Genomic DNA, 22,315 nt, shown 5'->3' with positions numbered 1-22,315 from the left:
TCAATCCTCGTGCCACCGTGACCAGTTGTGTGTAACTTGTGACCGTCCGTGTGGGGAGTGTGGGCATTGTGAGCCTCTTGTGGGCTCAGCGTGTGTTGCTCTGGGGAGGGCGTTGTGAGGCGAGTCCTGGTACGAATACGACTGCTGACGGTGGGTCTGCTCGCGCTGGCCCTGTCGGTGGGCCTGGTGTCGGCCGAGGCGGCGCCACCGCCGCCACCGCCGTCGGCGCCCACCACGACTCAGGCTCCCCCGCTGGTGCCTCCGGCGGCTCCTGTGGGTCCGGTGGCTCCGGTGGGTGCGGAGGCCGCGGAGCCGACGACGAAGAACGCGGTGTACGCGTATGACGCGGTGTCGCGTCTGGTGGGTGTGACGGATCCGGCGGGGGAGACGGCCCGTTACCGGTACGACGCGGCGGGCAACCGCCTGGGCGTCGACCGGTTCCCGTCCACCGACCTCTCGGTTCTCTCCCTCGTACCGGTGAAGGCCGCGGCCGGGGCGACCGTGACGCTCTCCGGGACCGGCTTCTCGACGACGCCCGCTTCGAACGCGGTGTCGTTCGCGGGCCAAGCCGCGGAGGTCGTCTCCGCATCGGCGACGCGCCTGACGGTGAAGGTCCCGGCGGCGGCCGGGAACGGCAAGGTGTCGGTGACCACCGGCGGCACGACGGCCCAGTCACCGGAGACGTTCGCTCTCGCCGGGCCCGCGCCGGCCGTCACCAAGGTGGAGCCCGCGTCAGGGCTCGTGGGCACGAAGGTGGTCCTGACCGGATCGGGCTTCGCGCCGGCGGTGACGGACAACGTGGTGCGGTTTACCGGCGGCACCGTGGCCGAGATCGACACGCGGTCCGACAGCGCCCTGACCGTGACGGTCCCGGCAGGCGCGGCGACCGGTCCCGTCGAGGTGGCCACCCCCGACGGTCTCGTCACATCCGCCTCCAGCTTTCGCGTGGAATCTGGCGAGGGCGAGGGCGAGATCGAGACGTCCGAGGAGACGACGGTGGGGGACGAGACCCCGCCGACGGTGTCGGTCACCACTCCGGGCAATCGGGCGCAGGTGGTCTTCGACGCGGAGGCGGGCGACGACATCAACGTCGGATTCACCGAGTCGACGTTCAACTCGACTGTCACCGTGAGGTTCCTGGATCCGCAGGGCACGCGCCTGGAGTCCGCGGCCTACAACGGCCCGGCGGGCGACTGGGAGATGACGGACGTACCGGTCAGCGGCCAGTACACGGTGCTTCTGGACCCGGGCCCCGGCAACATCGGCTCCGTGAAGGTGACGGTATCGGCACCGCGTTCATCGGTGCTGAGCCTGACCGGAGCGGGTACCGACGCGCAGTTCACCCGGCCGGGACAGGATCACCTCCTCACCTTCCCCGCGGTCCTGGGTGACTCGCTGAGCCTGGGTATCGATGCGACCGAGCTGGCCAAGGCGACGTACGCACGTCTGTACGGTCCGGACGGAGCGGAGATCGACAAGGTCTACGTGACGGGCACGCGCATCGCGGGCCTGGACCTGGACATGCTGCCCCAGTCCGGCACGTACACCCTTCAACTCGACCCGGACGCCGCGGCCCTGGGCACCGTCAAGGTGACCGGATCCCACTACGCCGACGCGGGCATCCTCGACCCGGCCGGCCCGGCGCTCGACGTGTCACTCGCCCGGCCGGGTCAGCAGGGGCGCGCCCAGTTCGTCGGCACGGCGGGCCAGCGTGTGTCGCTCGGCTCCACGGCCACCGGTTTCGGCGCGGCGACCCGGGTTGAGATCCACCGCCCCGGCGGCGGACTGGTGGACTACTACCTTGTCCCCGACGGCGACGCCGGACAGTGGGACAGCGAACCCCTGCCCACGACCGGCACCTACACCGTCTTCGTGCGGCCGAGCAGCGCCCTGGGGACCGGTGAGCTGGCGCTGACGCTGTCGCGTCCGGTGGCCGTGCCGGCGTTGTCGGCCACGGCGGGCACCACGACGGCGACCGTGGGCCGGATCGGTCAGAACGCCGAATCGTCCTTCCAGGGGCAGGCCGGGGCCACGCTGTCGCTCGGCGTGACCGGCAACACCTTCGGGCAGTACGTCGATCTGACGGTCCTGGCGCCGTCCGGCGCCGAGGTGGTCGACGGACTGAACGTGACGGCCGGCGCTTCGGCGACGGTCCCGCTGCCCGCGCTGCCGGAGACCGGTACCTACCGGCTCGTCCTGGACCCGAACAAGGGCGCGGTCGGATCCGTGGGCCTCACGCTCTCCGCCGACGCCTCGGCCGCCCTCACCGTTGACACGGCCGGACTCGCGGCGACCGCGGCCCGTGCGGGACAGCAGATCCGGGCCCGGTTCACGGCGCCCGCCACGACCTCCCTCGGCCTGGGCATCACCGCGAACACCATCGCCGAATCCACGGAAGTCAGGCTCATCGGCCCCGACGGCGGGGCGGGCACGGTCGTCGGCCGCGCCGCGAGCAAGGCGTCCGAGGCGTTCTACCTGACAGGTCTGACAGCGGGAGCGTCGTACTCGCTGGTCTTCGAGCCCGCGAAGGCAGCGACCGGCGGGATGACGCTCTGGCTGTCAAAGCCCGTCAAGGCGGGCACCTTCACGACATCGGCACCCGCGCTCACCGGCGAGATCACCCGGCCCGGGCAGCAACTTGAGTTCACCGTCAACGCCGCCGGAGCGGCTTACGGCGCGGCCGTCACCTTCGGCAACACCACCCTCAGCACCACCTCACAGATGGTCCACCGGACGCCGAACGGGACAGAGACAGCCCTCGGCTCGCTCACCAAGTCCGCGGGCGAGGGGGACCTGCTGGCACCTCTGGCCACGGGCGCCCACCTGCTGTTCGTACGCCCCAACGCCCCGGCCACCGGGAAGACCACCGGCACGCTGGTACCGGACGCCGACGGCGGAGCGCTGACCACCACGGGCACGCGCAAACCTGTCACGATTGCCACGGCCGGCCAGAATGGCCACTTCACGTTCACCGGTACCCAGGGCCAGAAGCTCACCCTGGGGCTGAACACCCCACCCTCCGCCTGGGCGTTGTCGGTGTACGGCCCGGACGGCGAATGGCTGGTCGACGGGCGCTCGATGAGCGCGACCGCCGTCACCTACGCCCTGCCGACGCTCCCGGCCACCGGTACCTACACCCTGTCGGTCGACCCGAACACCCTCAAGACCGGCACCTGGACCCTCGGGCTGACCGCAGCCGCGGCCGTCGCCGGAGCAGCCGGCCCCGGCGCGTCGGCGGACAAGCCGAAGACCAGCACCGACGACACCACACCTCCGGCTCCCCGCGTCACTCCGAGTGGACCGGACGCCTGGCAACCGGACAAGGGAAACCTCGCCGGCTACGACTGGCTGACCCGGCGCGGCGACGCCCCCAAGAGCCCGGCCGCACTCCGCGCCCCGCCCGAAACGACCGCGCTGACGGGCCGTGTCCTCAAGCTGAACGGCAAGCCGCTGGCGAAGGTCACGGTGTCGGTCGGCAAGAAGTCGGCGAGGACGGACGCGCGGGGCCGGTTCCTGCTGAGCGGTATCTCCGAAACAGCGACAACACTGGTCGTCGAGGGCGCGAGCGCGAACAACTCCAAGCGTAGTTACGGCCGTTACGACATCAAGATCAGCCCGAAGGCGGGCTGGACGGTCGATCTCGGGTTCCCGGTGTGGATGACGCCGCTGGACACGAAGAACACGGTGAGGTTCGCGGCTCCGGCGAAGGCCGACGTCGTACTGAAGACCCCGAAGATCCCGGGTCTTGAGGTCCGGATACCCAAGGGCTCGGTGGTCCGCGACGAGGACGGTAAGCCGGTCACGGAGTTGGGGATCACGGCGATCCCGATCGACCGGCCGCCGTTCCCGCTGCCGGAGAACGGCATTGTGCCGGTGTACTTCACGGTGCAGCCGGGCGGGACGTATGTGTTCCCGAAGGGCGCGCAGATCGTCTACCCGAACTACACGCGTGAGGCCCCGGGCACCCGGGTGAAGTTCCTTGACTACGACCCGAAGAAGAAGGGCTGGCACGTCTACGGCACCGGTGAGGTGTCTGCGGACGGCTCCCAGGTCGTACCGGACAAGAAGACCCGCGTCTGGGCCTTCCACGGCGCCATGTTCAACGTCGCCGACCTGATCCCGTGGGAAGACACCTGGATCGAAGACGTCATCGACTGGCTCTCCGGCGACCCGGTCGAACTCTCCACGGGCCTGCTCACCGACTCCCGCACAGACCTCGCGGTCGCCGGTGCGAACGCCTCGGCCGACGTCACGCGCACCTACTGGCAGGGTGACAAAGAGAAGCGGGCGTTCGGCATCGGCCGCGACCTGTCCTACAACGCCTTCCTCCACTCCAAGAAACAGTGGCAGGAGGTCGACCTCTACCTGCCGGGCGGCAGCAAGACCCACTTCACCCGCACCTCACCGGGGACTAGCTGGACCGACGCGGAGTTCGAACCGCTGGACACCTCCTCCGACTTCCAGGGGTCGAAGATCACCTGGAAGGGATACAAGGGCGGCTGGGACCTCACCTTCCGCGACGGCACAGTATGGGTCTTCCCGCAGTACGCCGCGCTCAAGGAGATCCGCGACCGGCACGGGAACACCATCAAGCTGACCCGCCGGGACGGCAAGAAGGGCGAGATCACCCGCATCGCCACGTCCGACGGCCGGTGGATCTCGCTGGAGTACGACACCCAGCACCGCGTCGACACGGCGAAGGACAACACCGGCCGCACCACCTCGTACACGTATGACTCGGCGGGTCGTCTGGTGACGGTGACGGATCCGGCGGGCAAGGCCAGCCGGTACACGTACGACGGGACGTCGAACCGGATCAGGACGGCGGTCGACGCCCGTGGCATCACGTATATGACGAACGAGTTCAACGGCGACGGGCGGGTGGAGAAGCAGACGCTCACCGAGGGCGCTGAGTACTCGTTCGCGTACACGCAGACCGGCGCCGGGAAGATCACGTCGGCGAGTGTGACGCAGCCGGGCGGTTCGGTGCGGCGGGTGGAGTTCGACGCGGAGGGTTACGGCGTCAAGGACACGCAGGCGTACGGGAGTTCGCTGGCGCGTGAGACGTGGTACGACCGGGGTGCGAAGCACCGCATCGATGCGGTGACGGACCCGTACGGTCGGCGCACGGAGCTGACGTACGACGCGAACGGCTACGTCACGCGCACGACGGAGCTGGCGGGTACGGCGCAGGCGCGTCAGTCGGGTACGGCGGTGTACAACGGCCCGTACGACCAACCCACCTCCGTCACCGACCCGTTGGGCAACACGACGACTCTCGACTACGACGAGTCGGGTGATCTGCGGACGGTCACGGACCCCGAGGACCGGGAGACGACCCTCACGTACGCGCCGGACGGTCAGATCAAGACCGTCACCGACGCGTCGAACGCCGTCACTGAATACACCTACAGACACGGCGAATTGGTCTCCGCAAAGGACGCGGAAGGCCGTACCGGGGCCCAGTTCCTGGATGCGGCGGGCCGGCCGACGGTGGTGACGGACGAGGCGGGTTCGCGTACGACGCTCACGTACGACGCGCTGAATCAGACGCGGAAGATCACCGACCCGCTGGGCCAGTCGACCTCTCTGGACTTCGACGAGAACGGCAATCTCAAGACACTGACCGACGCCCGCCTGAACAGCACGAGTTGGGCGTACGACGACGCGGACCGTACGGAGTCGGTGACGGACCCGCTGGGCGCGCAGGCGTCGTTCGGTTATGACGTGGCGGGCCGGCTGACGAAGGCGACGAGCCGCTCGGGTCTGGTCGCGACGGCCGAGTACGACCTGCTGGGTAGGTCGAAGAACACCAAGTACGGCGTGAACGCGGCGGGTGTGGCCGAGTCCACGGCCACGTACGCGTACGACGCCGTCGACCTCCCGAAGACAATCACGGACACCCAGGCGGGCGACCAGAGCTTCGGCTACGACGCCTACGACCGGCTGAAGACGGTCACCGGCCCGACGGGCACGGTGAGCTACGACTACGACGCGGCGGACCGCCGCAAGGAGATGACGGCGGCCGGGACAACCACCACGTACGGCTACGACACCTCGAGCATCCTGACCTCTGTCACCTCGGGCGGGCAGGAGGTGCGGTTCGGTCTGGACGCGGTGGGCCGGGAGAAGACGGCGACCCTGCCGGGCGGCATCACCCGCACCACCACACTCGACAAGACGGGCGTGGTCTCCGGAATCGACTACACCCGCGGTACTGCCGACGTCGGCGACCTCACCTACACCCGCGACACCCGGGGCCTCCAGACAGGCCTCACCGGCAGCCTGGCCTCGGTCGCACTCCCGGCGGCGGACACGGGCGCGGTGTTCGGCAAGGACAACCGGGTCACCTCGTTGGGCGGCCGCTCCTTCACGTACGACGCGGACGGACAGCTCAAGTCCGACGGCAATCGGACGTACAACTGGAACGCGAGGGGCCAGCTCTCGGGCGTCACCCCCACCGGGGGCGGCTCAGCCGCGCTCTTCGGCTACGGCCCGCTGGGTATCCGCAGCTCGAAGAAGCTCGGCGACGCAACCCAGAAGTACTTGACCGACGGCTCCAACCCACTGGTGGAACAGGACGACTCGGGCGCGTCAAAGGCGACGGTCGCCACATCGGGCCTGGACGAGTACCTGACCCGCACGGAGAACGGTGCGACGCAGGTCTACCTGACCGACGCGCTGGGCACGGTGGTCGGGCTGGCGAACGCGGACGGCACGGTCGCGACGAGCTACACGTACGACCCGTACGGCCAGCCGGCGTCGTCGGGTGCGGCGTCGACGAACCCGTACACGTTCACGGGCCGCGAGTCCGACGGCACGGGCCTGCTGTATTACCGCAACCGCTACTACGACCCCGAGTCCGGCCGCTTCATCTCCCAGGACCCGATCGGCTACGCGGGCGGCACCAACCTCTACCAGTACGCCCTCAGCTCCCCGACCACGTACACCGACCCCACGGGCAACTCCCCGATGCTGGCCGGCTGCATCATCGGCGGCCTGAGCGAGGCAGGCCTGGACTGGCTGGGCCAGCGCCTGTCGGGCCGGAAGGTCAACTGGGGCCAGGTCGGCAACTCGGCGGCACTGGGCTGCGTCGGAGGCATGACCGGAGGCAAGTGGCTATCGCTGGGCAAGTGCGGGGGTAACAGCTTCACGGCCAACACTCCGGTCCTTCTGGCGGACGGTACCCGCAAACCGATCAAGGACATCCAGATCGGTGACGAAGTCCTGGCCATGGACCCGGAAACAGGTGAATCGGGCCCCCGCCCCGTCACGGCCCTGATCAAAGGCACGGGCGACAAACAACTGGTCGACATCACCCTCGACACGGGAAAGACCAGCACCCTCACCGCCACCGAGGGCCACCCCTTCTGGGTCCCCGCCCTCGGCCGCTGGATCGAAGCCGACGAACTCACCACCGGCCAATGGCTCCAGACCAGCACCGGCACCTGGACCCAAATCACTGCAGTCACCCACCGCACCACCTCAACGACGGTCTACAACCTCACCGTCGACGACATCCACACGTACTACGTGCTCGCAGGCGCCACACCGGTACTGGTCCACAACTGTGGCAGCGTTGTCGATGCAGTGTTGGGACGGGCAGAAGCTGTGGCGGACTTGTCAAACCGTCTCCGACCGGAAGTGATTGAAGCGTTGCAAATCGCAGGACATGCTCCCATCGTGGGAGTTAGCGACGGAGGGGTGGGCGGCCGACGGGTGCACCCCGTCATCCAAGGAATCCTCGATTCCATCCCGGCAGGCAGTCGTGGTAACAATCATGGGGGTTGTGGCTTGGTGCAGTGCTTGACGGAAGCTTTGGACGCTGGCCTTGATCCAACTGGAGCGACCGCTGCAGCGACTAGGGGGCGCGCCAGAACGAACAAGAACTTCAAGGTTCTCATTGGGCCGTGCCAGAGTTGCGAGGTTCTTGTGGAGCACTTCGGCATTGACTTTAAAAGGTAGGTCTAGATGCCCCGTTTCTCGGTAGAGGTAGAAAATGCTCTTCGGCGGGCGGGCTGGTTTCAGGATCGCCGAGTTAATCTAACCCGCTGGAAAGCGGCAATGCCGAATTTTGCCTGGAATGCGGCGGCGGAAGAATTCCTTGCGGAGTTCGGCGGTATTCGAGTGGAAGACGATGGGCCCGGAATCACATGTGCGCGAGAGCCGTTTGAGTTCGATCCGGAACTTGCCATCGGGGAGGAGGAGAGATTTTCGGAGCTTTCTGAATTTTTCGGTCTCGGATTCTTTCCGTTGGGGGAAGTGGGGCAGGGAGAATTCTTCCTAGCGATCGACGAGGAAGGAATCATCTATCTCCTGGGATCTTGGGCATTCAGGTTGGGCGTCGGGGATTTGGCGTTGGAGCATCTCGTTACGGGGGTGGCAGCGGAAAGACTTGACCTGCCGACCGGAAACTCTTCATAGCGACACCGTGCTCAGCACGGGCTGGCGCGACGGCGGTTGAGCTGGAGTATTGGGATGCATCCTGATTTGACAGGCTCCATCCCACGAACAGGACGCACAGATTTGGTGCCACGGATGAGCGGAAGCGAGATGATGTCAGGCACGATCGCATGGCGAGGCACGGACTGACGGAGAGGTGACGGTGTGCTGGTCGGTGCGCATCGAGCGGTGGGGTAAGTAGATTTCGTGGGCCTCGCTAATCCTTTCAGGACCTTTGACCAGTGTCCCAATAGGCGGCGCACCACTGTCGCCTCTCCTAGTCCACTGAACCAGGAGGACGTCGTGGCTATCAGGAATTCCCTCATCTTGAGGGGTAGTCGTGCCAATGCGGCCGCGCAGGGACTTGCTGGGGGCGAGTGAGATGGCTCAATTGCGGCGTAGGTCGCTGGTGATTTCCGGGGCAGCGATCGGGCTGGGTCTCGTGGGTGGGACTGCGGTCGTCGGTCATTTGGGTGAGAGCGAGTCAAAGGCTGATGCGGCCTCCGGTTCGGGCGAAGCAGGTGTTACGGCGCGGGCGCTGGGATCAGCGCAGCCAGAGGATTACGCGGGGATCGTGGCCCTTGATCGGCGGTCCGGTGAGGAAGTGGGGACTGTGGCAAAGGCCTTGGCTAGTGAGACGCGGTCTGCCGGTGGGCGCGACACTGTCGTGGGATTCGGGCTGGGGGCATCGTTGTTCGAGGGGGCCGGGGTGCGGGCGCTGCGGCAGTTGCGGGTGATGCCTTCCTTTGCGGGGGATCTGTTGGATCCGGCGCAGTCGCATGGTGACCTGCTTGTGCGTGTTGCGGGGGAGGACGCGGAGGTGGTGCGGAAGGCCGTCGCGGATATCAAGGCCGTTGCCGCCAGGACCGGTTGGGCCGTCCGCTGGAGCATCGACGGGTTCCGGGCGGAGAATCGGGTCGAGGGTGGCCGGGGGCTTGCCCGTAATCCTTTCAATTTCACTGAGGGGTTTGGTAATCCGGAGAACGAGCGGGAGGTCGCCGACCGGACCCTTGTACGGGAGGGGCAGGGTGAGCCGGAGTGGGCGGTTGGGGGGAGTTATCAGGTGGTGCGGGTCATTCGGTTCGCGACGGAGTTGTGGGACAAGGACTCCGTTCATGAGCAGGAGCGGATCATGGGCCGGCGGCGTGACGGGAGGTGGCTGGACGGGGCGCCTGTTGGTGAGGAGCCGAATTTCGCGGCCGACCCAAAAGGTCGGCGGACGCCGCTCGACTCGCATGTACGGCTTGCCGCCCCTGATCGCCGTAATCCGCCTCAGCTTGTGCGGCGCAGCTACAGCTACGACCGTGGCGATGGCGATACCGGGATCATTTTCTCCTGCTTCCAGCGGGACTTGGCCAAGGGCTTCGAGGCGGTCCAGAAGCGGCTTGAGGGTGAGGCGTTGGCGAAGTACGTCCTGACCACCGGTGGCGGCTACTTCTTCGTACCCCCGCCCTGCGACGCCTGGATCGACGCCCTCCGCGATGGCGGGCCCGGAACGCCGCAGTGACATCAGCCGCTGTCGCGGCGGGTGGCACCTCGCCGCGTTGGGCTGCGGGCACCTCGGCGCGCGCGGGCTTCCCGGGCGTTAAGGCGAGGCGCATCTGTCGGCCATGGACCGACAGCCCTGAGCCGTGTCCGGAAAGTTGCGCCCGGCCCCGCGCTCAGTCGTCCTGGAGCCGTTCCGCCGCGTAGCCCGACACCACGCCCACCACCAGGACCGCGTTCGACATGAGGATGCCCTCGGCCTCCAGGTCCTGCCACTGAAGCAGCATGTTCAGGGCCTGCGCGGCGATACCGACCGTGAAGACCGCCAGCGTGTGCTGCGGCTTCGAGTCACGGAAGGGCTCACGGTGGGACCGGCCCGCCGCCCAGGTGGCCAGGGCTATGCAGACCGCGTTGGGGAGGTGGATCAGCATCAGTCTGCCGTTGAAGGTCTCCAGGTTCGTCGAGGTGGCCAGATGATCGTTGACCAGCGTGGTCTGGAGATACTCCGTCACGAGCAGGACGACGATGCCGGCCGCCCAGGCGCGTGCGAGCGCGAACACCGCCGCTCCGCGTCCCTCGTCCCGTGGGGTCGACGCCCCCGGGTAGCCGTACCTGGTCATGGCAAACCGCCTCCGTAGTGCTTGTGTTCAACGGGTCCGGAGGCGGGAACCTGAATCCCGCGCTCTCAGACCACCGTGAGAAGAAAAACCGCCGCGAAGCCGGCCGCCGCCAGCCCGCAGCCCGCCACCAGCACCCCGTACTGGAGCACCGGCGACCAGTTGCCGCGGCCCGCGACCGTCGCGGTGCGTTCCGGGGCCGCCGGGTCGTACGCGACCGTCACCGGGTCGCCCACCCGTACCGACCGGCCCGCCAGATCCTCGAACTCGATCTGGCGCCCGTCCGGCGTGCGGAACGCGAAGAAGTACTGCCGTGCGTCCGAGCGGTTGTACGGCTCCTGCTCGATCCGTACGCACGTGCCTTCCGCCCGAATACCCGATCGCAGCGCCCGATTCACGCCCGAAAGGCGACGCGCGTAGTGCGTGGCCAACCAGCCGAAAAGCAGAATCATGCCGCCGAAGAAAAGGTAATCGCCGCCCGGAACATCCATTGTGGACCGCCTATTTGACCGTGATCGATTCGATGATCTTCGTCAGATCGCTTTTGCTGAGCTTCCCCTTGACCGCGTCGATCCGCACCGCGTACGTCCGGTCACCGGCGTCGAGGCCCGCGACGATCACGCCGGCGACCCGGGTGCCCGCCTTCGGGTCGAGCGTCCCGCCCGGGGTCCCCGCCCCGGATCCCGCGCCCGAATCCTTCTGGGTGAACTCGAAGTTGACCTGGCGGGCCTCTTCGTCGCCGTCCGGGCCGGAGACCGTGATCTCCTCCTGCTTCCCGAGCGTCGAGCCGAGCGCGACCCCGGCCTCGGCGCCGATCGCCGCCTCCTCCACCGAGTCGGCGTCCGTGAAGTCGAGCTGCACCGTGATCATCCCGACGGTCCCGCTCTCGTCGTCGAGCGTCGCCGCAGCCGCGTTGTACTTGCTGCGTTCACTCGCGCCCTGCGCCTTGAAGGCGGGCGGGTGCGCCACCGTGACCGCCGGGGTCTTGAGCGTGCCCCAGCCGTCCGGCACCGTGCCGCTGCTCGCCTCCGAGCCGCACCCCGCCGCGAGCAGGAGCGTCGCGAGCGCGGCGGACGCCGTCGCGTAACCCGTGCGCACGGCCGCCCCGGCGGTCCTGTCTCTCGATGTCGCGTTCCGCGAGTTCTCCGCGTTCTTGCCGGTCATGGCTCTCATGGCGAGTGTGCTCCTGTCCCCGAGATCAGTTCGCACAGTAGCTGTACGGGACGTAGCTGCGGTTGTTCCCCTGTGGCGCACCCAGGAACTGCGCGTCGTTGAGGTTCTCCTCCTTCTTCTCGGTGGAGACCGAGAAGCCGAAGCTCAGCCCCAGGTTCAGCTCGAACCCGTACTCGGCGGCCTCCGTCTGGCCGGTGTACGTGTTCCTGCTGGAGAGGCCCTCGTCGAAGAGGAGCTGGCCGAACGGGTCGTCCGCGCCGGGCCGCTTCGTCGGTGCGTGGTCGTCAAACATGTAGGCGAACGGCGCCCCGTTGTCGCCGGTGCCGTCGAGCCACTGCTGGGCGATCGCGCGCTGCTTGGCACCCTCGGCACCCGGCTTGAGGACGATGGAGTTGGTGACGACCTCGATCCCGGTCTCGTTCTCGGTGCCCTTGCCGCTGCCGCTGCCGCCGCGCTTGTCGCCGTCCTTCTTGCCGTTGTCGCCGCCGACAGTGACGCCGTCCTTCGTGGCGCCCTTCTCGACGGTACGGGTCATGTCGATCCGCAGCAGCTCACCGGTCGTCTTGTCGTGGCTGACCGTGATGGTGCCGGTCTGTGTGTTGGTCGCGCTCGACTCGCCGCTGATGGGCCCGGCCTCGTAGCCGACCTTGCCCGTGTACTCGATGGCGGCGCTGTACGTGTACGACTTGAGGTTCCGGTAGTTGTTGTCGGTCCACGTCACCTCGGGCGAGAACTTGAAGCTGCCGCCGAGCGTCCCGCTGAGCTTCTTCTCGTCGCCCGCCGAGAGCTTCAGACCGCCGGCCGCGCTGGCCTCCAGGCCCACCTTGCCGTAGCTGATGTGCCGGTTGCCGAGCTTCTCGTCGATGCGCTTGCGGAGCTGCTCCTCCTCGTACATCGGGCCGCTGTCGAACAGGTACGCGATGGCGTTGCCGAGCCCGCCGCCACGTGAGTTGGCGTGCCGGTTGGCCAGCTCGTACGTCTTCAGGTCCTCGATGTCCTCGCGGAACTTGGCCGCGTCCTCCTCGCTGTCGAAGACCCAGGTGTCCCCGTTGGTCACCTTGATCCCGGCACCGAGCTCCACCTTGTCCGAGCCGAACTTCCCGACCTTGGCGCCCGGCTTCCAGTCCTTCTTGGCGGCGATGGACGCGGCGTCGGTGAACGTCATCATCACCTGCTGGTCCTTGTCGTCGACCTTGCCGTCCTTGTTCACGTCGTTCTTGGACTGGAAGGTCTGCTGCTGGAAGCCGTACTCCTCGCCCCACTCGATGAACAGCAACTTGCCCTTGGCGCCCGCCTTGTCGCTGATCGAGGAGATCTGGCAGAGCGGCGGCTCGTAGTCGGCGTCCGTCTTGGGCGCGGCCTGGCCCGGCTTCCCGTTGCCGGGGGTGCACGGCCCGAACGTGACCAGGCACTTCAGCTGTTCGGCGATGGTCCCGTCAACTCCGGTGCCCACCATCGCTCCCGCGACGGCGGCCACGACCACGACCATGCCCACGTACTCGGTGGCCGAGGTGCCGCGGTCGCCCCGTGGTCGTCCCCGTACCAGTTCCCGTCTCATCCGACCGTCCCCCTCGGTGGCCGTACACCTTCGCGTGTACGAATCGATTTGGAGCGTACGGAGGGCCTGCCACCCGTGGCGTGGGTCCGTGGACCCAACCCGGACCCCAACCCGGACCCAAACCGCCCCAGTTGCCTGGTGGGCGCTTCTCGGGTCGGCTAGTTTCGAGATCAAATGAAACATGGGTTAACGCCTGACTGCTTCGTCCGATTTTGGTGGTGCGTACGGTGAGAGCGACGTACCACTGGCATCTGTGAGGTGTTCTCTGCGTCCTAAGTCGTGGATAAAGTGCCTACCGAACACCGACCAGTAGTCCGCAGCAGAAGAGAGAACCGCGGCCGCCGGAACTCCGACGGCCGAGCTGAACGGGGAACCAGGTGTCAACCGCCATAGCCGTCACCAGTCATGACCTGGTGCTGCCACCCACCGACCAGCAGACGCCCCCGGCGGCCCTGCTGCAGGCGCCCGATGCCCAGCCTCTGGAGGCCGCGCTCGCGGACATGCAGGTTCTGGTGGAGCAGCACGGCTACGTCGTCGCCGTCTACCCCGCCTCGATCTCCGTGGCGCACGAACAGCGGCTGCACACGGTCCGTTCCGTCCTGGAGAGCGACCGTATCTCCCTGCTCAAGCTGGATCTCCCGCCGCTCGGACTCGCCGTACTCGTACGCCAGCTACGGCAGTTGTCCATCTGTGACTTCAGCGCCGGCGTCGTCGCGTCGGCCGCGCGGCTGCTCTCCCACTACATCCACGCCGGCGCTCTCCTCAACTCGGTCACCAAGCTCGACCGGGTCCCTGTCAGTCTCAAGTCGCACGCCAAGTCCTGGGTCCCGGGCTCGCAGTTCGGTGTCCTGGCCAATCCCGATCCCCAGTTGATCAAGATCGGCAACGGTGAGCTCACCGGACCCGAATTCGGGACACAACTGCTGGTGGCAAAGGGACAATTGCAATCGGACTGGGTGACCGCGACACTCGCACCCGCCTGGCGGGTACAGGGAGTACAGGAGATGTCACTGCTCTCGGATTCCCCGCGCTGGTGGGGGACGTCCAAGATGATCGAATTCGCCGCGTTCCTGCCGGATATCTCCGTTCTTTACCAGCTGGTTTCATCCGTACGTCGAGAGGTGTGTTCCTGGTGCGGTCTCGAACTGATCGGTGATCGCTGCGGATTCTGTTCGGCTCCGCTGCCGACGGCCGAGAACCAAACGAACGGCTCAGGTGTCCTGAACCAAGGAACACAAACGCGCCACGGGTCGTAACCCGCCGGCCGGGCGGTCCCCGCGGAACGGAGGCCGGCCGGCTCCCGGGCCGTCACGGAAACCGCTCTCTCCGTGTCCCCGCCCACCCAGCCAGTCCCCGTCCCACGTCTTCGAACGAGGTTGTCCCGCTCATGAATTCACGGCAACGCCGCGGCATCATTCTCCTGCTCCTCTCCGTCCTCTGCGCCTTCGGCGCCTTCGCCGGCGTGCTCTCGGTGATCAGCGACGTGAATTCGAAGGTCGGCCCCGAGGTGCCCGCGTACCGGCTGAAGGCGGACGTCGCTCCGTACACGGCGCTCGAAGAGGGGCAGTTCGAGAAGATAGAGATGCCCAAGCGCTGGCTTTCCGACAACGCGGTCACCGACCTCTCGGTCCTCTCCGGCAAGATCGCGGTCACCCAGCTCAAGAAGGGGTCGCTGCTCCAGGACGACATGATGGTCAAGCGGCCCGCCCTCGCCAACGACGAGCAGGAGATCGCGATCATGATCGACGCCGCGACCGGCGTCGCGGGCAAGATCAACGCGGGTGACCTCGTCAACATCTTCGCCACCTTCGACGCCCAGGACCAGGACGGCAGCCCGGAGTCCCGGATCATCGTGCCCAACGCCAAGGTCATCGACGTCGGTTCGCTGACGCCGCTGGAGCCCAAGGAGGACGACCGGAGCAGCCGGCCGACTTCGGCCGTCCCGATCACCTTCGCCCTCAAGACCAAGGACGCCCAGCGCGTCGCTTACGCCGAGTCCTTCGCACAGCACGTACGCCTCGCCCTGCTTCCCGACGACAGCCCCACCACGCTGCGCCCCGGGGAGAGCACCTACACCCTCGAAGGGGACAAGTGAGGGACGAATGACGACCAGAATTCTCCCGGTCGTCGGTGACGCCGACGCCGCCCGATCCATCACCACCCTGCTCAGCCAGCTCCCTGACGCGGAGCCGGCCGCGCCGGTCGGTGACTCGACCTCGCTGATCGACACCCTGGCCAGGCTGGCCGCGGAGTCCATCGACGAACTGCCGGAAGTAGTTCTGGTACATGAGCGGATCGGTCCCGTCCCAGCCCTGGAGCTGATTCGGGAGGTGGCCCTCCGCTTCCCGGCGGTCGGGGTCATTCTGGTCACCGCCGACGCGAGCCCCGGCCTCTACTCGGCCGCCATGGACTCGGGCGCGCGAGGACTGGTCGGACTGCCGCTCAGTTACGAGGAACTCGCCCAGCGCGTCCAGGCCGCCGCCGCCTGGTCCGTGGGCGTACGGCGCCATCTCGGCCACGGCGGCGACGTGTTCACCGGTCCCGGTGGCACCGTCGTCACCGTGAGCGGCGCGAAGGGCGGCGTCGGTACGACCGTGGCAGCCGTCCAACTCGCCCTCGCCGCAAAGGCGTCGGGCATGACGGTGGCACTCGCCGACCTGGACCTCCAGGCCGGCGACGTCGCCTCCTACCTGGACGTGCAGTTCCGCCGCTCGATCGTGGACCTCGCCACCATCCAGGACATCTCGCCCCGCGTACTCCAGGACGCGGTCTTCACCCACCACACCGGCATCGGGCTGCTGCTCGCGCCGGGGGAGGGGGAGCGGGGCGAGGAGATCAACGACCGCTCGGTGCGCCAGATCGTCAGCGCGCTGCGCAACCGCTACGAGGTCGTGATCATCGACTGCGGCACGCAGACGACCAGCGCCAACGCGGCGGCGATCGAGATGGCCGACACCACCCTGCTGCTGACCACACCGGACGTGGTGGCGGTACGAGCCGCCAAACGCATGGTCAGGCTCTGGGACCGGCTCCAGATCCGCAAGGCGGAGGAGACCACGATCGTGGTCAACCGCTATATGCGGAACACCGAGATCCAGCCCCCGCTGATCGAGAAGATCACCAGCACCAAGGTGTCCCGGATGGTCATCCCGGCGAACTTCAAGGAACTGCACGCGGTGGTCGACGCGGGCAGGATGCAGGACCTGGAGGCCAAGTCGACGGTGAAACAGGCCCTCTGGGGGCTCGCCGGCGAGCTCGGTCTGGTGAAAACCCCCGAAGGCGCGGAGAAACAGGGGAAGTTCAAGGGAGACCGGGGCTCGGTCGGTGTCCGCCGCGGACGATCGAAGTGATGACGGGGGAATGACAGGGGTGACGGGGACGGGGACGGGGACGGGGCCCACGGGGACAACGGGGGCGACGCGGATGACCAGAGGGACGAACAGGCCGAGGGGGCACGTTGAGCCATGAGCAATCCACAGATACGGACACCTGAGCGCGGCAGAGCGGCGGTGACGGCACGCCTGCGCGGCGACAGCGGCCAGGCCGCGGTCGAGTTCACCGGCATGATGCCGATCATCCTGATCACCGCCGTCCTGCTCTGGCAGGCCGCGCTGGTGGGCTACACCTTCTCGCTCGCGGGCAACGCGGCGGACGAGGCGGTGCGCGCCGGGACCGCGGCGTACCCCGGCACGGGCCAGCAGGCCTGCCAGGAAGCCGGCGAGAAGCATCTGCCGGACGCCTGGAACTCCGAGATCGACTGCAACACGGACGGGGAGCTCTACAAGGCGCGGGTCGATCTCGACGTGCCCCTGCTCTTCCCCGGCTCGGTCAGTCTCCCGATCACCATTCCGGGCCGCTCCGCCGCCGTGAAGGAGAGCTGACATGCCGAAGCGATTCCTCCTCCGGAGGACCGGCGCCGAGACCGGCGAGAAGGGCCAGGCCGCGATCGAGTTCGCCGGCCTCGTCACCCTCATGATCTTCGTCGGCCTCGCAGCCGTCCAACTCGGCCTCGTCGCCTACGCCGTACAGCAGGCGGGCACGGCATCACGCGCCTCGGCCCGCGCCGCCTCCACGCTGGATGTCGACTACGCCCAGGTCGGCCGGGACTCCATGAGCGACTGGCTGGCCGACGGCGCCACCTTCGAGCGGAAGCCGGCCTTCGGCGACGAGGTCAAGATCACCGCCCGTGTCCCCGTCCCGGCGATACTGCCGGTCTTCGACTTCGGGGACGCGGAGAGGTCCGCCACCATGCCACTCGACTGACCCGCGGCGGCAGCACCCACGCACCACCCGAGCATCACACCAGCAGCATCTGGGAGTTGAGGACATGAGCCTGAGGGCACGCATCAACAGCCCTGAGCCTTCGAACGGGCTCAGCGAGGAGAGCCTGCTCGTCGGCGTGTACCGGGGCAAGCTCCTCGAAGAGATCGACCTCGCGGAGATGTCCTCGCTGGCCGCGGCCGAACGCCGCGCCAGGCTCGAACGCGTCCTCGGCCACATCATCAGCCGCGAGGGCCCCGTCCTCTCCTCCGGCGAGCGCTCCCAGCTCATCCGCCGCGTCGTCGACGAAGCCCTCGGCCTCGGCATCCTGGAACCCCTGCTCGAAGACGCCTCCATCAGCGAGATCATGGTCAACGGCCATGAGCAGGTCTTCGTGGAGCGCAGCGGCCGGCTGGAAATGCTGCCGATGCGGTTCACCTCCAACGAACAGCTGATGCAGACCATCGAGCGCATCGTCTCCACCGTCAACCGCCGTGTGGACGAGGCGAATCCGATGGTCGACGCGCGACTGCCGTCCGGCGAGCGTGTCAACGTCATCATCCCCCCGCTGTCGCTGAGCGGGCCCATTCTCACGATCCGGCGCTTCCCCCGGGCCTTCACCCTCCAGGAGATGATCAGCCTCGGCTCGCTCGACGAGCAGATGATGATCCTGCTGTCCGGGCTGGTCCGCGCGAAGTTCAACGTGATCGTCTCCGGCGCCACCGGCACCGGCAAGACCACGCTCCTCAACGCCCTGTCCGGGCTCATCCCGGACGGCGAACGCATCGTCACCATCGAGGACTCCGCCGAACTCCAGCTCCAGCAGCAGCACGTGATCACGCTGGAGACCAGGCCCGCCAACGTGGAGGGCAAGGGCCAGGTCACCATTCGCGACCTCGTACGCAACTCCCTGCGTATGCGCCCCGACCGCATCATCGTCGGTGAGGTCCGTGGCGGTGAGACGCTCGACATGCTCCAGGCGATGTCCACCGGTCACGACGGCTCGCTCGCCACCGTCCACGCCAACAGCGCCGAGGACGCGCTGATGCGACTCCAGACCCTGGCGTCCATGTCGGAGGTCGAGATCCCCTTCGTGGCGATCAAGGACCAGATCAACAGCGCCGTCGATGTGATCGTCCAGCTGACCAGGCACGCCGACGGCTCCCGCCGGATCACCGAGATCGCCATCGTCGACTCCCACGGCCGTGAGGAGTACCGGATCGTCTCGGTCTGCCGCTACCTCGCGCAGCCCATGGCGGCCGACGGACGCATCCACGGCCACTTCGAGTACTACCCCCTGCCCCGGCGGATCGCGGAACGCCTCTACATGCGCAGCGAACCGCTTCCCCCCGCCTTCGGCGTCGCCGAGTCCGAGGAGCAGCTCGCGCTCCGGAAGTCGGCCGCCTGACCGCGGGCCCGCCCACCCGCCCCCACAACCGTCCCTGCCCGCCGCTCACCCAGAAGGTCCCCGCACGACATGGATAATCTCCCGCTCCTGACGATAGGCATCACGCTGCTGACGTGTGTGCTCGGCGTCATCGGCGTGCACGTCTACTCGGCGGGCAAGGCCCAGCGACAGGTGCTCGTCGACCGGATGTCCCAGACGGGCCAGATGACGGCGGTCGGCGGCCGGCGACGGCGGTTCACCGGGCTCGACCGAAAGCTGCGCGACACCGGCATCGGCAGGCGCATCGAGCGCAAACTCGCCGTGACCGGCCTCGATCTGACACCGGGTGAGTACTTCATCTATGTGCTCGCCGGGCTGCTCGGTCTCTACTTCATCATCGGCGCCATCTTCGCGCCGTTCTTCGGTGTGCTGGCCGCGCTCGTCGGCGTCTGGGGCGGCAACGCGTTCCTCAACTGGCAGCGGGTCAAGCGGACCGAGGCCTTCATCAACCAGCTGCCCGAGCTGACCCGCGTACTGGCCAACGCCACCCAGGCCGGCCTCGCGATGCGTACGGCCCTGGTCATGGCCGCCGAGGAGCTGGACAACCCGGCCGGCGAGGAACTGCGCAAGGTCGCCGACCAACTGGCCGTCGGACACTCCCTGGACGACGCGCTCGGCGAGCTGGCGGAACGGCTGCCCTCGCGTGAACTCGTCGTGCTCGTCACCACGCTGATCCTCTCCAGCCGCGCCGGTGGCCAGGTCGTCAGCTCGCTGCGCAACCTCACCGAGACGCTGGAGGAGCGCAAGGAGACCCGGCGAGAGGTCAAGACGATGCTCTCCCAGATCCAGGTCACCGCGCTCGCCGTCCCGATGCTCGGTCTCGGCTTCCTGCTGATGATCAACGCCACCACCCCCGGCGCGCTGGACAAGATGACCGGCTCGGCGCTCGGACAGATCGGCACCGTTGTCGCGTTCGGTCTCTACGGCGTCGGCTTCTTCTTCATCCGCCGCATGTCCCGCATCCAGGTCTGAGAAAGGAGGGCACGCACACCATGGAACTTCTGCTTTCGGCCCTCATGGGGCTCGCCGTCTACGGCGTCTTCCACGGCGTACGGCTCTACCGCGCCGACGCCAAACTCCCCAGCGACCTGGCGATCGCGCTGGAGGTCGGCGCCACCCGCACCACCGCCGTCGGCTCCGGCATCGACCGGATGGGCATGCGCTACGCCCCGTCCGTACTGCGGATGATGGGCCCCAAGCGGGTCGACGCCCTGCGCCGCCGCCTCGACATGGCGGGCAACCCCGGCGGTATGACCGTCGACCGGTACGCCGCCCGCCGGGCCGTCTACGGCGCCCTCGGCGCGATGGCCGCGCTGTCGCTGATCGTGCGCGGCCAGACGGTCATCGCGGTCGTCGCCTTCGCGTACGGCATGCTCTGGACCGACGTCATCATCCGCAGCGCCATCCGCAGGCGCCGCTCGGACATCGAGCGCACACTGCCGGACTTCCTCGACGTCCTCGCGGTCGTGGTCTCGGCGGGCCTCGGCTTCCGGCAGGCCCTGGAGCGGGTCGCGGAGAAGTACAAGGGGCCGTGGTCGGACGAACTGCGCATCACCCTGCGCCAGATGGACATGGGTGTCAGCCGCCGCGAGGCGTTCGACCAGCTCCGCAAGCGCAACGCGTCCGAGCAGGTGTCGATGTTCGTCACCGCGCTCCAGCAGGGCGAGGAGCTCGGCGCCCCGATCGTCGACACCCTGATCCAGATCGCCAACGACATGCGCCGCACCGACGCGCAGAACGCCCGGCGCAGCGCCGCGCAAGCGGTGCCGAAGACCACCCTCGTCGTCACCATGGTGATGCTTCCGGCGACCATGATTCTTATCGTGCTCAGCTTCTACTACGGTTCCGGCGTGGACTTCGGCGAGATTCTCTCCGGAGGCTGAGGCACCAGTTGAACGCGTCCACCCGAAACCCAGGCACCCGAGCGGGAGGTGACCCCCGATGGCCCCACGGACCACGACTCTGACCGGCGGAATCCACAGCGAGATCCCGGGTACGGCGACCACGCCGAACCACATTCCCTCGCTGCCGATCCAGGTCAACGCCCTTCAGGCGCTGTGCCGTCAGACGTTCGGCTTCCGGATGGCGATGATCGTCCTGGCCGCCCCGTTCGCCCTCGAACGCACGGCGCCGGGATTCGCCACCTGGCTCGTGGGCTCCTCGGTGCTCGTCACCTTCATGGTGTCGTACATCCTGCTCCGGGACTGGGAACGCTTCGGGCCGATCCTGCTGCGGCACCCGTCGCTGCTCGCGGTCGACACCCTGTTCGGCGCGCTGCTGCTGGCCACCGCGTCCCCGGACTCGACCCTCGCGTACGTCACCATCTGTACGCCGCTGCTGGCCGGGCTGGTCTACGGCTGGCGCGGCGCCGCGCTCTTCGCGGTGCTCCAGTCCCTGATCGTGGGAGGTGCCTACGCCGTCAACACCGAGGTGGAGGTGGCCTTCAACGCTCTTCTGCTGCCCGGTCTCTGCATCGTCGCCGGTGCGATCGGCAGCACGCTGCGCAATCTGATGCTCGGCTTCGGCACCGCCAGCCAGGCGCTCACCGAGGCCCGCGCCCGGCTCGCCGTCACCGGCGCGGTCGAGGAGGAACGGGCCAGGCTCGCCCGGGAGATGCACGACTCGGTGGCCAAGACCCTGCACGGTCTCGCCATGGCCGCCGACGGTCTCGCCAGCACGGCCGACCGGATGGACCCGCTCACGGTCAAGCACCAGGCGGAACTCGTCGCGCGCTCGGCCCGCCGCGCCGCCGCCGAGTCCCGCGAACTCCTCTCCGACCTGCGCCGGGAGTCCGGTCTGGACGGCGGGGTCGACGTCGCCGCCGAACTCCGTTCACGCACCGAGGACTTCGGCCGGCGTCATGGCCTCCAGGCGTCCTTCCGCGAGCTCGGCGAGAGCGGTATGCCGCCCATTCCGCAGGCCGTGGCCCGGCACGCGCTGACCATCGCCACGGAGGCGATGGAGAACGCGCAGCGGCACGCGCACCCCACGTACGTCGACGTATCGGCGGGGGTGGTGCGCGACGTGCTGCGGATCAGCGTGTACGACGACGGCAAGGGCCTGCCCGAGGGCACCTCGCTCGAAGACCTCAGACGCGCCGGCCACTTCGGCCTCGTCGGCATGGTGGAACGCGCGGCGTCGATCGGGGCCCGGATCCGGATCGGCAGAGGCCGGGCGGCGAAGGGCACGGAAGTACGACTGGAACTCTCGCTCGACGCTCTGGGCCTGTCCCAGAACGTGACTCCGCAGCAACCCGCACCACTGCTCAACTGATCCAGGAGCACCCGACCGCACCGTCAACCAACCACCGTTCCCACCCATGGAGAGGAGGCC

At 67.9% G+C, this 22,315-nt stretch carries 16 protein-coding genes; 12 read left to right on the top strand and 4 right to left on the bottom strand.

Annotated elements, in window-relative coordinates:
- The first annotated feature begins 114 nt into the window (after positions 1–114).
- From ACFWV8_RS10240 to ACFWV8_RS10230, 3 genes are all read left to right on the top strand, one after another.
- Positions 115–7,965 (top strand): RHS repeat-associated core domain-containing protein, encoded by a 7,851-nt coding sequence (locus ACFWV8_RS10240; RefSeq protein ID WP_384199483.1) that lies wholly within the window; start codon positions 115–117, stop codon positions 7,963–7,965.
- A 6-nt stretch (positions 7,966–7,971) separates the two neighbouring features.
- Positions 7,972–8,424, top strand: coding sequence for an SUKH-3 domain-containing protein (locus ACFWV8_RS10235; RefSeq protein ID WP_384199481.1), 453 nt, complete (start codon positions 7,972–7,974; stop codon positions 8,422–8,424).
- A gap of 685 nt (positions 8,425–9,109) precedes the next feature.
- Positions 9,110–9,949: a Dyp-type peroxidase gene (locus tag ACFWV8_RS10230; RefSeq protein WP_384199479.1), complete on the top strand. Its 840-nt coding sequence runs from the start codon at positions 9,110–9,112 to the stop codon at positions 9,947–9,949.
- Positions 9,950–10,103: 154 nt separating this feature from the next.
- On the opposite strand, the gene ACFWV8_RS10225 is transcribed toward ACFWV8_RS10230, so the two are convergent.
- From ACFWV8_RS10225 to ACFWV8_RS10210, 4 genes are all read right to left on the bottom strand, one after another.
- The gene (locus tag ACFWV8_RS10225; protein ID WP_384199477.1) at positions 10,104–10,547 is read right to left on the bottom strand and encodes a hypothetical protein; all 444 of its coding nucleotides are present in this window, start codon (positions 10,545–10,547) and stop codon (positions 10,104–10,106) included.
- Between the two features lie 65 nt (positions 10,548–10,612).
- Positions 10,613–11,035 carry a DUF3592 domain-containing protein gene (locus ACFWV8_RS10220; RefSeq protein ID WP_384199475.1) on the bottom strand — a complete coding sequence of 141 codons (423 nt, stop codon included), beginning with the start codon at positions 11,033–11,035 and terminating at the stop codon, positions 10,613–10,615.
- A gap of 10 nt (positions 11,036–11,045) precedes the next feature.
- Entirely contained in the window at positions 11,046–11,717 is a 672-nt protein-coding gene (locus tag ACFWV8_RS10215; protein WP_384199473.1) for a hypothetical protein, read from the bottom strand.
- Between the two features lie 25 nt (positions 11,718–11,742).
- Positions 11,743–13,275, bottom strand: coding sequence for a hypothetical protein (locus ACFWV8_RS10210; RefSeq protein ID WP_384199471.1), 1,533 nt, complete (start codon positions 13,273–13,275; stop codon positions 11,743–11,745).
- 377 nt (positions 13,276–13,652) lie between these two features.
- On the opposite strand from ACFWV8_RS10210, the gene ACFWV8_RS10205 reads away from it, so the two are divergent.
- From ACFWV8_RS10205 to ACFWV8_RS10165, 9 genes are all read left to right on the top strand, one after another.
- On the top strand, positions 13,653–14,531 hold the full coding sequence (locus ACFWV8_RS10205; RefSeq protein ID WP_384199469.1) for a hypothetical protein: 879 nt from the start codon (positions 13,653–13,655) through the stop codon (positions 14,529–14,531).
- A 131-nt stretch (positions 14,532–14,662) separates the two neighbouring features.
- Positions 14,663–15,370, top strand: a complete 708-nt coding sequence (gene cpaB, locus ACFWV8_RS10200) for a Flp pilus assembly protein CpaB (RefSeq protein WP_384199467.1) — start codon at positions 14,663–14,665, stop codon at positions 15,368–15,370.
- Between the two features lie 7 nt (positions 15,371–15,377).
- Positions 15,378–16,625: a CpaE family protein gene (locus tag ACFWV8_RS10195; RefSeq protein WP_384199465.1), complete on the top strand. Its 1,248-nt coding sequence runs from the start codon at positions 15,378–15,380 to the stop codon at positions 16,623–16,625.
- 114 nt (positions 16,626–16,739) lie between these two features.
- Entirely contained in the window at positions 16,740–17,156 is a 417-nt protein-coding gene (locus tag ACFWV8_RS10190; RefSeq protein ID WP_384199463.1) for a TadE/TadG family type IV pilus assembly protein, read from the top strand.
- Between the two features lies 1 nt (position 17,157).
- On the top strand, positions 17,158–17,538 hold the full coding sequence (locus ACFWV8_RS10185) for a TadE family protein (protein ID WP_384199461.1): 381 nt from the start codon (positions 17,158–17,160) through the stop codon (positions 17,536–17,538).
- Between the two features lie 64 nt (positions 17,539–17,602).
- The gene (locus ACFWV8_RS10180; protein ID WP_384199459.1) at positions 17,603–18,943 is read left to right on the top strand and encodes a CpaF family protein; all 1,341 of its coding nucleotides are present in this window, start codon (positions 17,603–17,605) and stop codon (positions 18,941–18,943) included.
- Between the two features lie 69 nt (positions 18,944–19,012).
- The gene (locus tag ACFWV8_RS10175; protein ID WP_384199457.1) at positions 19,013–19,954 is read left to right on the top strand and encodes a type II secretion system F family protein; all 942 of its coding nucleotides are present in this window, start codon (positions 19,013–19,015) and stop codon (positions 19,952–19,954) included.
- Positions 19,955–19,974: 20 nt separating this feature from the next.
- A complete protein-coding gene (locus tag ACFWV8_RS10170; protein ID WP_329382349.1) occupies positions 19,975–20,865 on the top strand; it encodes a DUF5936 domain-containing protein in 891 nt (296 codons plus the stop codon).
- 58 nt (positions 20,866–20,923) lie between these two features.
- Positions 20,924–22,255: a sensor histidine kinase gene (locus ACFWV8_RS10165; RefSeq protein WP_384199455.1), complete on the top strand. Its 1,332-nt coding sequence runs from the start codon at positions 20,924–20,926 to the stop codon at positions 22,253–22,255.
- Positions 22,256–22,315: the final 60 nt, after the last annotated feature.

The sequence above is a fragment of the Streptomyces sp. NPDC058665 genome (assembly GCF_042714995.1).
In the GTDB taxonomy this organism is placed as follows: domain Bacteria; phylum Actinomycetota; class Actinomycetes; order Streptomycetales; family Streptomycetaceae; genus Streptomyces.
Note: the sequence above shows the minus strand (reverse complement) of the source record. Positions and strands in the feature narration are given on the sequence as shown.